This is a genomic window from Streptomyces sp. NPDC002057 (assembly GCF_040296665.1).
Classification (GTDB): domain Bacteria; phylum Actinomycetota; class Actinomycetes; order Streptomycetales; family Streptomycetaceae; genus Streptomyces.
Genome location: NZ_JBEOXR010000074.1, coordinates 22237 through 33367 on the forward strand (window position 1 = coordinate 22237; position 11131 = coordinate 33367).

Annotated in this window: 14 protein-coding genes; 8 read left to right on the top strand and 6 right to left on the bottom strand. The window is 70.7% G+C overall.

Features of this window, described 5'->3' with window-relative positions; genetic code table 11:
• Positions 1 to 85: 85 nt before the first annotated feature.
• Positions 86 to 868, bottom strand: a complete 783-nt coding sequence (locus tag ABT129_RS35100; protein WP_351909782.1) for a transglycosylase SLT domain-containing protein — start codon at positions 866 to 868, stop codon at positions 86 to 88.
• Positions 869 to 1321: 453 nt separating this feature from the next.
• Here ABT129_RS35100 and ABT129_RS35105 point away from each other — a divergent pair, with 453 nt between their 5' ends.
• The 3 genes from ABT129_RS35105 (at position 1322) to ABT129_RS35115 (ending at position 3507) form a co-directional block, all read left to right on the top strand.
• Complete coding sequence (locus ABT129_RS35105) at positions 1322 to 2470, top strand: GAF domain-containing sensor histidine kinase (RefSeq protein ID WP_351909784.1); 1149 nt, start codon at positions 1322 to 1324, stop codon at positions 2468 to 2470.
• Positions 2463 to 3107: a response regulator gene (locus ABT129_RS35110; protein ID WP_351909786.1), complete on the top strand. Its 645-nt coding sequence runs from the start codon at positions 2463 to 2465 to the stop codon at positions 3105 to 3107. The genes ABT129_RS35105 and ABT129_RS35110 overlap by 8 nt, the downstream gene beginning before the upstream one ends.
• Positions 3108 to 3261: 154 nt before the next feature.
• The gene (locus tag ABT129_RS35115) at positions 3262 to 3507 is read left to right on the top strand and encodes a chaplin (protein WP_351909788.1); all 246 of its coding nucleotides are present in this window, start codon (positions 3262 to 3264) and stop codon (positions 3505 to 3507) included.
• 261 nt (positions 3508 to 3768) lie between these two features.
• Here the strand turns inward: ABT129_RS35115 and ABT129_RS35120 are convergent, their stop codons facing one another.
• Positions 3769 to 4560, bottom strand: coding sequence for an Rv1486c family protein (locus ABT129_RS35120; protein ID WP_351909790.1), 792 nt, complete (start codon positions 4558 to 4560; stop codon positions 3769 to 3771).
• 130 nt (positions 4561 to 4690) lie between these two features.
• Here ABT129_RS35120 and ABT129_RS35125 point away from each other — a divergent pair, with 130 nt between their 5' ends.
• The 4 genes from ABT129_RS35125 to ABT129_RS35140 all read left to right on the top strand — a co-directional run bounded on the left by ABT129_RS35125 (position 4691) and on the right by ABT129_RS35140 (position 7892).
• Complete coding sequence (locus ABT129_RS35125) at positions 4691 to 5488, top strand: ABC transporter ATP-binding protein (RefSeq protein WP_351909792.1); 798 nt, start codon at positions 4691 to 4693, stop codon at positions 5486 to 5488.
• Between the two features lie 74 nt (positions 5489 to 5562).
• Entirely contained in the window at positions 5563 to 5994 is a 432-nt protein-coding gene (locus tag ABT129_RS35130; RefSeq protein WP_351909794.1) for an NfeD family protein, read from the top strand.
• A 93-nt stretch (positions 5995 to 6087) separates the two neighbouring features.
• The gene (locus tag ABT129_RS35135) at positions 6088 to 7026 is read left to right on the top strand and encodes an SPFH domain-containing protein (protein WP_351909796.1); all 939 of its coding nucleotides are present in this window, start codon (positions 6088 to 6090) and stop codon (positions 7024 to 7026) included.
• A gap of 92 nt (positions 7027 to 7118) precedes the next feature.
• Positions 7119 to 7892 carry a sulfite exporter TauE/SafE family protein gene (locus ABT129_RS35140; protein WP_351909798.1) on the top strand — a complete coding sequence of 258 codons (774 nt, stop codon included), beginning with the start codon at positions 7119 to 7121 and terminating at the stop codon, positions 7890 to 7892.
• A gap of 90 nt (positions 7893 to 7982) precedes the next feature.
• Here the strand turns inward: ABT129_RS35140 and ABT129_RS35145 are convergent, their stop codons facing one another.
• From ABT129_RS35145 to ABT129_RS35155, 3 genes are all read right to left on the bottom strand, one after another.
• Positions 7983 to 8489, bottom strand: a complete 507-nt coding sequence (locus tag ABT129_RS35145) for an HNH endonuclease (RefSeq protein WP_351909800.1) — start codon at positions 8487 to 8489, stop codon at positions 7983 to 7985.
• Positions 8490 to 8653: 164 nt separating this feature from the next.
• The gene (locus tag ABT129_RS35150; protein WP_351909802.1) at positions 8654 to 9193 is read right to left on the bottom strand and encodes a YbhB/YbcL family Raf kinase inhibitor-like protein; all 540 of its coding nucleotides are present in this window, start codon (positions 9191 to 9193) and stop codon (positions 8654 to 8656) included.
• 53 nt (positions 9194 to 9246) lie between these two features.
• Positions 9247 to 10029, bottom strand: a complete 783-nt coding sequence (locus ABT129_RS35155; protein ID WP_351909804.1) for a sporulation protein — start codon at positions 10027 to 10029, stop codon at positions 9247 to 9249.
• A gap of 87 nt (positions 10030 to 10116) precedes the next feature.
• Here ABT129_RS35155 and ABT129_RS35160 point away from each other — a divergent pair, with 87 nt between their 5' ends.
• Positions 10117 to 10782 (top strand): DNA-3-methyladenine glycosylase, encoded by a 666-nt coding sequence (locus tag ABT129_RS35160; RefSeq protein ID WP_351909806.1) that lies wholly within the window; start codon positions 10117 to 10119, stop codon positions 10780 to 10782.
• Between the two features lie 149 nt (positions 10783 to 10931).
• Here the strand turns inward: ABT129_RS35160 and ABT129_RS35165 are convergent.
• Positions 10932 to 11131: hypothetical protein (locus ABT129_RS35165; RefSeq protein ID WP_351909808.1), on the bottom strand; the 200-nt coding region annotated here is incomplete at its 5' end.

Below are 11131 nucleotides of genomic sequence, written 5' to 3' on the forward strand. Positions count from 1 at the left end.
CACCGGGCGCGCCCGTACGCCGAAGGGCGGCACCCCGCACGGGGGTGCCGCCCTTCGGCGTACGACGACAGCGGACGGAGTGCGATCAGTACGCGCTGTTGACGTTGTCGATGGAGCCGTAGCGGTCGGCCGCGTAGTTGGCGGCGGCGACGAGGTTGGCGACCGGGTCGTACTGGTCGAACTTGGTGCCGGCGATGTGGTACGCCTTGAAGGTCGGGTAGATGACCTGGAGCAGGCCCTTGGACGGGACGCCGTTGATGGCGTTGATGTCCCAGTTGTTGATCGCCCGGGGGTTGCCGCTGGACTCGCGCATGATGTTCTTGTGCAGGCCGTTGTAGCTGCCCGGGATGTTGTGCTTGTCCATGATGAACAGCGCCTCGCGGATCCAGCCGTCGAGGTTGTTCGCGAAGACCGGGGTGCGGGCGACGGAACGGCTCGCGACCGTCTTCGCCGCGGCACGCTTCTTCGCGTCGGCCTTGGCCTTCGCGGCGGCCTTGGCCTTGGCGTCCGCCTTCGCCTTCGCGGCGGCCTTGGCCTTCGCGTCCGCCTTCGCCTTCGCGGCGGCGGCGGCCTTCGCCTTCGCGTCCGCCGTGGCCTTCGCCGCGGCCTCCTGCTTGGCCTTCAGACCGACGGTCGACTGCTGCTCGGTGATGCTGGCGGCCAGGGCCTTCGCCTGCGGGCTGCTCGCGTTGTACGACCAGGCCACCTGCTGGGTGCCGGAGAGAGCCTGCGGCTCGGTCTCGGTGGACCCGCCGCCCTGTACCAGGGAGAGGGTGAGCGCGGCGGCGCTCAGAGCGGCGACGCCGGCGATCGTGGCCTTGTGGGTCTTCTTCAGACCACGAGTGTGGCCAGGGGTGTTCGCAGACATAACGGACTACCTCTTCGAATCGCTGGGGGTCGTCGCTCGGCCGGGGCGGCGCTGCGCCTTCTTCGGCGGCGACGGGGGCAATTCTTAGCGCCAGCAAAATGCCGTGGCAAAGGTGTGACGTACGATCCCGGGTAGTGGATCAGGGGCCCGTGCACGGACCACGGAAGCGCCCTTATGTCTGACTCACCCCACCCTGACCCGCCCTCCGGGGTCCACTAGGGGACTTCGTAAGTGACCTGGGTCCTATGCGCGGGCTCACATCGGCCACGTAACGAACTCACCGCCCGTTGCGTGAGCAATGCGCACGGTGAGTCCCCTCCTCCTTGCGGAGGAGAGCGGGGGAGCGGAGGGAGGAGAAAGGCCCCCGGGCACCAGGACCTAGGTCCCCGGTCCCCCTCCTCCGCGGTCTCGGGACGGATACGGACCGTCACGGCCCGCCGGTACGGTGACCACATGAGCCATCGACCGAGCTCCGGCCTGGCCGCCGTGAGCACCGCCCTCCTGGCGATGAGCCGCCACCTGGAGGTCCGCGACGTCCTCAAGACGATCGTCGTCTCCGCCCGCGAGCTCCTCGACGCCGAGTACGCGGCCCTGGGCGTCCCCGACGACCACGGCGGCTTCGCCCAGTTCGTGGTCGACGGAGTCAGCGACGAGCAGTGGAAGGCGATCGGCCCGCTGCCCCGGCAGCACGGCATCCTCGCCGCCATGCTCCACAAGGCCGAGCCCGAGCGGCTCGCCGACGTCCGCGAGGACCCCCGCTTCGAGGGCTGGCCGGACGCCCACCCCGAGATGTCCGACTTCCTCGGCCTCCCCGTCAGGGACGGCGACGAGACCCTCGGCGCCCTCTTCCTGGCCAACAAGCGCTGCCCCCGGGTGACCGGCGGCTGCGGCTTCACCGCCGAGGACGAGGAACTCCTCTCGATCCTCGCCCAGCACGCGGCCATCGCCCTCACCAACGCGCGCCTGTACGAGCGCAGCCGCGAGCTCACCATCGCCGAGGAGCGCTCCCGCCTCGCCCACGAGCTGCACGACGCCGTCAGCCAGAAGCTCTTCTCGCTCCGGCTGACCGCCCAGGCCGCCGCCGCCCTCGTCGACCGCGACCCCGCCCGCGCCAAGGGCGAGCTCCAGCAGGTCGCCGCGCTGGCCGCCGAGGCCGCCGACGAGCTGCGCGCCGCCGTCGTCGAGCTCCGGCCCGCCGCCCTCGACGAGGACGGCCTCGTCCACACCCTCCGTACCCACGTCCAGGTCCTGGACCGCGCCCACACCGCGGCCAGCGTCACCTTCGAGAGCACCGGGACCCGCGCGCTGCCCGCCGCGCAGGAGGAGGCCGTGCTCCGGGTCGCCCAGGAGGCCCTGCACAACGCCCTGCGGCACGCGGACGCGGAGCACGTCACCGTCGCCCTCACCCGCGCGGGCCAGGGCGCACGCCTCACCGTCACCGACGACGGGAAGGGCTTCGACCCGCGTACGGTCCGAAGCGCCGGGCGCCACCTCGGCCTGGTCTCCATGCGGGACCGCGCCGGCGGCGTCGGCGGATCACTGACCGTGACCTCGGCCCGGGGCGAGGGCACCACGATCGAGATGGAGGTTCCCGGTGGCTGACAAGCGGATCCGTGTCCTGCTGGTCGACGACCACCAGGTCGTCCGCAGGGGCCTGCGGACCTTCCTGGAGGTACAGGACGACATAGAGGTCGTGGGGGAGGCCTCCGACGGCGCCGAGGGCGTCGCCAGGGCCGAGGAGCTCCACCCCGACGTGGTCCTCATGGACGTGAAGATGCCCGGCACGGACGGCATCGAGGCGCTGAAGCGGCTCCGGGCGCTCGCCAACCCCGCCAGGGTCCTCGTCGTCACCAGCTTCACCGAGCAGCGCACGGTGGTCCCCGCGCTCCGCGCCGGCGCCTCCGGATACGTCTACAAGGACATCGACCCCGACGCCCTGGCCGGAGCCATCCGCTCCGTCCACGCGGGACACGTCCTGCTCCAGCCCGAGGTCGCGGACGCGCTCCTCGCCCAGGACGACTCCCACGGGGGTACGGGACGGGGCTCGACGCTCACGGAGCGGGAGCGCGAGGTCCTCGGCCTGATCGCGGACGGCCGCTCCAACCGGGAGATCGCCCGCGCGCTCGTCCTCTCCGAGAAGACGGTCAAGACGCACGTCTCGAACATCCTGATGAAGCTCGACCTGTCGGACCGCACCCAGGCGGCCCTCTGGGCGGTCCGGCACGGCCTCAGCAACTGACGCGCCCCCCTTGCGCGCCGGGCGCACGACCGTTCACTCCTTCATACCGTCGTGTGTATGTCCCCCGTTCGGCGCAACCTCGCGAGGGGTGCGGCGTTCTCCATGGCGTGCTGCGGCTGACCGGCCGCGGCGATGACCAGGAGGATGTACCCAAGTGAAGAACCTCAAGAAGGCCGCTGCCCTCACCATGGTCGCCGGTGGCATCGTCGCCGCCGGCGCGGGTGTCGCCTCCGCCCACGGCGGTGCCGAGGCCAACGGCGCGGCCCTCAACTCGCCGGGCGTCGCGTCCGGCAACCTGGTGCAGGTCCCGGTCCACGTCCCCGTGAACGTCTCCGGCAACACGGTCAACGTGATCGGCCTGCTCAACCCGGCCTTCGGCAACGGCGCCTTCAACGGCTGAGCCACCCCGAGACCAGGCCGGCCCCCACACGATCCCCGGGGGGCCGGTCCTTCGCTTCCCGTCCGCGCCCCGGCACGGGCCGTACACCGGGGCCCGGAACCCGGGCCCCTCCTCCGGACGCGCAAGGCGCCCGACGCCGCACGCCCCACGCCGGGAGCCGCGTGCCCGACGCCGCGTGCCGGACGCGCAAGACGCCGGACGCCGCACGCCCCACGCCGGGAGCCGCGCGCCCGACCCCGCGCGCCGGACGCCCTCCGGGCCTCAGAACCCCCGGTCCCGCTCCCTCTCCTCCACGTACGCGTTGTACGCGGCGACCTGCGCCCGCCGGGCCACCCGCTCCACCGGACGCAGCGCCTCCCCCCGCGCCGCCATCTCCGACGCGCTCACCGCGCCGCCGTGCCCGTGGTCGTACGCCAGGTCCACGAGCAGGCCCACCCGCTGCGCCAGCTCCAGGACCCGTACCGCCCGCGGCGGGTACCCCGGGGCCAGCACCTCGCGCCCCACCTCCGCCCGCGCCCGGTACGCCTCCCGTGCCGCGTCCGCCGCCGGGCCCGAGGCCGCCACGTCCAGCCGGGTCAGGACCGACGTCGCGTCCCGCAGCGCCTCCGCCAGCTCCCGTTCGGCCTCGCCGAGCGACGGCACGTCCGCCGGCGGGGCCTCCCGCACCGCCAGACAGCGCCAGACCACCTCCACGTGCACATCGCCCGCGGGCCCCGCCTCCGAGACCTCCGGCACGAGGCCGAACGGCGCGCCGTACCCCACCGCCGCCTCCTCCGCCTCCAACGCGCGCGCGTTGAAGTCAGGAGGTCCGCTGAGCCCCAGAGGATGCCCCGGCGCGGGCAGCGCCACCCGCCACCCGGTCACCCCGAGCCGCCGGAGCCGGCCGAGCGCCAGCGTCAGCCCCACCGGCCGGGCCTCACCCGGCAGCCCCTCCACGCGGTGCACCGCGTCCTCCCCGACAATGGCCAGCGCCGCCTCGTCCGGCGACACCGCCCCGGCCAGCAGGGCGTTGCCCCATGCCGCCAGGCGTCCTGAGCGTGGTTCCGAAAGCATCCCCACAGACTAAGGACTCAAAGGAAGCCCTAGGGACCGGCCCGCTCCGTCGATAACGTAGGTTTTCCCCTGGACGCCGCGCCCACCGGCGCAAGGCGACGACTCGACCGCAAGGGGAGACAACGCGCTCATGAGCGATGTACTGGAGCTGGTGGACGTATCCGTGGTCCGCGACGGACGGGCTCTGGTGGACGAGGTCTCCTGGTCGGTCAAGGAGGGCGAGCGCTGGGTGATCCTCGGACCCAACGGCGCCGGCAAGACCACCCTTCTGAACATCGCCTCCAGCTACCTCTTCCCCAGCAAGGGCACCGCCCACGTCCTGGGCGAGCAGCTCGGCGGCGTCGGCACGGACGTCTTCGAGCTCCGCCCCCGCATCGGCATGGCCGGCATCGCCATGGCGGAGAAGCTCCCCAAGCGCCAGACCGTCCTGGAGACCGTCCTCACCGCCGCGTACGGCATGACCGCCACCTGGCACGAGGACTACGACCCGGTCGACGAGCAGCGCGCCAAGGCCTTCCTCGACCGCCTCGGCATGAGCGACTACCTGGACCGCAGGTTCGGCACCCTCTCCGAGGGCGAGCGCAAGCGCACCCTGATCGCCCGCGCGATGATGACCGACCCCGAGCTCCTCCTCCTCGACGAGCCCGCCGCCGGCCTCGACCTCGGTGGCCGCGAGGACCTCGTCCGCCGCCTGGGACGCCTCGCCCGCGACCCGTACGCCCCCTCCATGATCATGGTGACCCACCATGTCGAGGAGATCGCGCCCGGCTTCACCCACGTCCTGATGATCCGTCAGGGCAAGGTCCTCGCCGCCGGCCCGGTGGAGATGGAACTGACCTCCCGCAACCTCTCGCACTGCTTCGGCCTCCCGCTCGTCGTCGAGCGCGTCGGCGACCGCTGGACCGCCCACGGCCTGCCCCTCAAGTAGCCGACGGCGCGCAGGCGTTCCGCACAGTCGCCCGCGCCCTGTCCCGCAGGACCCCACCGCCCTACCATGACCATGTGGACATCGACGCATGGGTGTGGTGGCTGATCGGCGCGGTGGGGCTCGGCATTCCCCTGGTCCTGACCGCGATGCCCGAGTTCGGCATGTTCTCGGCCGGAGCGGTCGCGGGGGCGGTGACCGCGGCCCTCGGCTTCGGCGTCGTCGCCCAGGTGCTCGTCTTCGTCGTCGTCTCGGTGGCACTCCTCGCGGTGGTGCGCCCGATCGCCGCCCGTCACCGCGACGGCAGACCCCAGCACGCGAGCGGGGTCGACGCCCTGAAGGGGCGTCAGGCCGTGGTCCTGGAGCGGGTGGACGGCACCGGAGCAGGCAGGATCAAGCTCGCGGGGGAGATCTGGTCCGCCCGCGCGCTCGACACCGGCCAGACCTTCGAGCCGGGCGAACAGGTCGACGTCGTGGACATCGACGGGGCAACCGCCGTCGTCATGTGACCGAACCTCGCCCATGACGCTCCGCCATCTGGGAAACTCGATCATCGAAAGCCACCCGGCAGTCAACCGGCAGCGAAGGGCACGGGGAACACGATGTCAGCAGTCATCATCGTCCTGATCATTCTGGTGGTGCTCGTCTTCATCGCCCTGATCAAGACGATCCAGGTCATTCCGCAGGCGAGCGCGGCGATCGTGGAGCGCTTCGGCCGCTACACCCGCACGCTCAACGCCGGACTGAACATCGTCGTCCCGTTCATCGACTCGATCCGCAACCGGATCGACCTGCGCGAGCAGGTCGTCCCGTTCCCGCCGCAGCCGGTGATCACCCAGGACAACCTCGTCGTCAACATCGACACCGTCATCTACTACCAGGTGACCGACGCGAGGGCCGCGACCTACGAGGTCGCCAGCTACATCCAGGCGATCGAGCAGCTCACCGTCACCACCCTGCGCAACATCATCGGCGGCATGGACCTGGAGCGGACCCTGACCTCCCGCGAGGAGATCAACGCGGCCCTCCGCGGCGTCCTCGACGAGGCCACCGGCAAGTGGGGCATCCGCGTCAACCGCGTCGAGCTCAAGGCGATCGAGCCGCCGACCTCCATCCAGGACTCGATGGAGAAGCAGATGCGCGCCGAGCGCGACAAGCGCGCCGCGATCCTCACCGCGGAGGGCACCCGTCAGTCCGCGATCCTCACCGCCGAGGGCGAGAAGCAGTCCGCGATCCTGCGCGCCGAGGGCGAGTCCAAGGCCGCGGCCCTGCGCGCCGAGGGCGAGGCCCAGGCCGTCCGCACGGTCTTCGAGGCCATCCACGCCGGCGACCCCGACCAGAAGCTCCTCTCGTACCAGTACCTCCAGATGCTCCCGAAGATCGCCGAGGGCGACGCCAACAAGCTCTGGATCGTGCCCAGCGAGATCGGCGACGCCCTCAAGGGCCTCTCCGGAGCCCTCGGCAACGTCGGCGGCGGCGCCTCCGGCTTCAACACCAAGGGCGGCGGGACCGAAAGGCGAGACGAACCGCCGGTTGACTGACACGTACACGTAATTCTCGTGCATGATCGGTGCGAGCCCCTCGACCCCGACGACCTCAGGGCGGGGAGGCGACTCACTGACCATGTAAGGAGATGGCGTTGTCCATCTGGGAAGTACTGGCGGTCTTCGCCGCCGGCATCGGAGCCGGCACCATCAACACCATCGTCGGATCGGGAACGCTCATCACGTTCCCGGTCCTTCTGGCGACCGGACTCCCGCCGATCACCGCGAACGTCTCCAACGCCCTCGGCCTCGTGCCCGGTTCCATCAGCGGGGCCATCGGCTACCGCCGCGAGCTCAAGGGCCAGAAGGCCCGCATCCTCCGCCTCGGCGGCGCCGCCCTCCTCGGCGGACTGATCGGCGCGATCCTCCTCCTCGCCCTGCCGTCCGAGGCCTTCGACGCGATCGTCCCCGTCCTCATCGGCCTCGCGCTCGTCCTGGTCCTCTTCCAGCCCCGGATCTCCGCCGCCGTGAAGCGCCGCCGCGAACAGACCGGCACCGAGGCCCACCCCGACGGCGGCCCCGCCCTCCTCGTCGGCCTCTTCTTCGCCAGCATGTACGGCGGATACTTCGGCGCCGCGCAGGGCGTGCTCTACCTGTCGCTGATGGGCCTGCTGCTCCACGACAGCCTGCAGCGGATCAACGCCGTCAAGAACATCCTCGGCGCCCTCGTCAACGGCATCGCCGCCGTCTTCTTCCTCTTCGTCGCCGACTTCGACTGGACGGCCGTCCTGCTCATCGCCGTCGGCTCCACCATCGGCGGCCAGATCGGCGCCAAGGTCGGCCGCAAGCTGTCGCCCACGGTCCTGCGCGGAGTGATCATCACGGTCGGCGTCATCGCCATCCTCCAGCTCACGCTCAAGTAGCCGGAACGACAGACCGGAACGACAGACCGGAACGAAAAGGGCCCGCTTCCCCACACCGGGGGAGGCGGGCCCACACCGTACGAGACGGGGTTACGCGGCCGCCTTCACCAGCCACTCCGGCAGCTCGGACCGCTCGCTCGCCCGCATCGCGAGCAGCATCGCGTCCGCCGGAGTCGGCTCGAACGGCTGGTGCAGCAGCGGCATTCCCGCCTGCTCCGGCGTCCGGTCGGCCTTGCGGTGGTTGTCCTCGGCACAGGAGGCGACCGTGTTCAGCCAGCTGTCCCCACCACCCTGGGCGCGCGGCACCACGTGGTCGACGGTCGTCGCCCGCCGCCCGCAGTACGCGCACCGGTGCTGGTCCCGCACCAGCACCCCCCTCCTCGACCACGGTGCCTGTCTTCGGAACGGCACCCGTACGTAGCGGCAGAGTCTGATCACCCGCGGCACCGGGAGGTCGACGGCGGCACCCCGCACCCGCAGATCGGGATGGGCGTGCTCCACGACGGCCTTGGCCTGCAGGACCAGCACCACCGCACGGTTGAGTGTGACCGTCGAAAGCGGCTCGAAGCTCGCGTTGAGGACCAGCGTGTCCCGCATTGTGCCCACCTCCCGTGTGCAGGCCCGGCCCCGGAGCGGGGCGGTGGGGCCTGGATCAACGATGGCCGGGCGGGCCCGGTCGGACAACGCAATTTCCCGTGGAACAAAAGATGCCCGCTTCTGATCTCTCCAAGACCAGAAGCGGGCAAACAACAAACGAATGATCAGACCGCCGCAGGAGCCGCGTACTCACCGATCAACTGGGCACGCCCCAGCGTGTGGAACCGCAGGTTGAAGCCGACCACCGCGGGCGACACGTCGCCGTCGGGACCGAGCTTCTCGCTGTCCACCGCGTACACCGTGAAGACATAGCGGTGCGCCGGATCCCCCGCGGGAGGAGCGGCACCACCGAACTCCTTCGAACCGTAGTCGTTCCGGACGTGCACGGCACCGGCCGGCAGCCCCTCGAACGACCCCGACCCGGCACCCACGGGCAGCTCCGTCACCGACACCGGGATGTCGAACAGCACCCAGTGCCAGAACCCGCTGCCCGTCGGGGCGTCCGGGTCGAAGCAGGTGACGGCGAAGCTCTTCGTCTCCGCCGGGAACCCCTCCCAGCGAAGCTGCGGCGAGGTGTTCCCCTCCGCGTGGACCTGAGCGTCCTTCAGGACCCCGCCCGGCGCGATGTCGTCGCTCACCACCGTGAACGCCGCCACCGGCGGATGGAAGTCGTGGGGGAGCGGCGCCCTCTTGCCCTCGGACACGTCGAAACCTCCGTATCGCCCGTACTGCCTCAGCAGCCTTTACGGGGCCGAGCCTAGAGCCAGTTGCGACGGCCGCCGACCTCGGCGAGCCACTGGTTCAGGTACGCCGCCCAGTCGGTGGTGTGGAAGTCGTGCAGACCCACCTTGAAGGCGCGGAACGAGTCGCTGCCCTCACCGAACAGACCCGGCTTCTTGTCCATCTCCAGGACGACGTCCATCTCGCGGTCGTCCGCGACGAAGCTGACCTCGACCTGGTTCAGCCCCCGGTACTGCTGCGGCGCGAAGAACTCGATCTCCTGGTAGAAGGGCAGCTTCTGCCGCGTCCCGCGGATGTGCCCGCGCTCCATGTCCGCGCTCTTGAAACGGAAGCCCAGCTGGAGGAAGGCGTCCAGGATGGCCTGCTGCGCCGGCAGCGGGTGCACGTTGACCGGGTCGAGGTCACCGGAGTCCACCGCGCGGGCGATCTCCAGCTCGGTCGTCACACCGATGTTCATGCCGCGCAGCTGCTGACCGGAGACGGAGGTCACCGGCGTCTCCCACGGGATCTCCAGACCGAACGGCACCACGTGCACCGCGCCGGCCTTCACCTCGAAGGCACCGCCCAGACGGACCTTGACGAACTCGATGTCCTGCTTCTGCTCCTGGTCGCCGCCCTCCACCTCGACCCGCGCCTGCAGCCCGACGGAGAGCCCCTCGATCTGCTGGTCGACACTGCCGCCCTGGATCCGCACCTCACCCTGGACGACACCGCCCGGGACCACGTTCTCCTCGGTGAGCACCGTCTCCACGGTGGCCCCACCGGCACCCAGGCTCGCGAGCAGCTTCTTGAATCCCATGACCTTCACTCCTTCTCAGTCCTGACCCCTACATACGCGCGACGACCGTAACCGGTTCCCCACCGGGCCCCACTACGCTCGGGCGCCATGAGCGAGAGCCCCGACCGTACGCCGCTCCCGCGGAGCTTCTTCGACCGCCCGGTCCTCGACGTGGCCCCCGACCTCCTGGGCCGCACCCTCGTCCGCCGCTCCCCCGAGGGACGGATGGAGCTGCGCCTCACGGAGGTGGAGGCGTACGCCGGCGCGATCGACCCCGGCTCGCACGCCTTCCGCGGCCGCACGGCCCGCAACGCCGTCATGTTCGGCCCGCCCGGACACGCGTACGTCTACTTCACCTACGGCATGTGGCACTGCCTCAACGTGGTGTGCGGCCCCGAGGGCGAGGCGAGCGGGGTCCTGCTGCGCGCGGGGGAGATTGTGCGGGGCGCCGAGCGGGCCCGCCCCCGCCGCCGCTCGGCCCGGTACGACCACGAGCTCGCCAAGGGCCCGGCCCGCCTGGCCACGGCCCTGGACGTGGGCCTCTCCCTCAACGGAACGGACGCCTGCGACCCCGGTCCGGACGCTCCGCTCAGCCTCCTCACCGGCACCCCGCCCGCCCCGGACCGCGTTCGCAGCGGCCCCCGCACGGGCGTCGGCGGCGACGGAGCCCCGCACCCGTGGCGCTTCTGGATCGACGGCGACCCGACGGTGAGTCCGTACCGACCCCATACGCCCCGCAAACGCCCACTTGACTCGGGCGGCCCGACCGCCTAACGTAGCCCGAGCAGCTGGTTACGGGCCTGCTTCTTCAAGCACCCCGCAGCGGCCATCCACTACTCAAGATGACTCCCCAGCAGGGGCTTATTTCGGCATGCCGGAATTTGAATTCGATTGACTCGATTATGAGTCGCCGGAGAAATCAGCTAACGTAGTGAACACGCCGAAAGGCGAAAGGCAGCCAACAGGCCACCGGATATGAAATCCGAACCGGAAACGGAACGGAAAACGATCTGGTAAGGTTGGAAACACGAAGGGAAGCCCGGAGGAAAGCCCGAGAGGGTGAGTACAAAGGAAGCGTCCGTTCCTTGAGAACTCAACAGCGTGCCAAAAATCAACGCCAGAT

Coding starts and splice junctions, on each gene's coding strand:
- ABT129_RS35100 (WP_351909782.1), bottom strand. CDS start 868: ATGTCTGCGAACACCCCTGGCCACACTCGTGGTCTGAAGAAGACCCAC.
- ABT129_RS35105 (WP_351909784.1), top strand. CDS start 1,322: ATGAGCCATCGACCGAGCTCCGGCCTGGCCGCCGTGAGCACCGCCCTC.
- ABT129_RS35120 (WP_351909790.1), bottom strand. CDS start 4,560: ATGCTTTCGGAACCACGCTCAGGACGCCTGGCGGCATGGGGCAACGCC.
- ABT129_RS35125 (WP_351909792.1), top strand. CDS start 4,691: ATGAGCGATGTACTGGAGCTGGTGGACGTATCCGTGGTCCGCGACGGA.
- ABT129_RS35135 (WP_351909796.1), top strand. CDS start 6,088: ATGTCAGCAGTCATCATCGTCCTGATCATTCTGGTGGTGCTCGTCTTC.
- ABT129_RS35140 (WP_351909798.1), top strand. CDS start 7,119: ATGGCGTTGTCCATCTGGGAAGTACTGGCGGTCTTCGCCGCCGGCATC.
- ABT129_RS35145 (WP_351909800.1), bottom strand. CDS start 8,489: ATGCGGGACACGCTGGTCCTCAACGCGAGCTTCGAGCCGCTTTCGACG.
- ABT129_RS35155 (WP_351909804.1), bottom strand. CDS start 10,029: ATGGGATTCAAGAAGCTGCTCGCGAGCCTGGGTGCCGGTGGGGCCACC.
- ABT129_RS35160 (WP_351909806.1), top strand. CDS start 10,117: ATGAGCGAGAGCCCCGACCGTACGCCGCTCCCGCGGAGCTTCTTCGAC.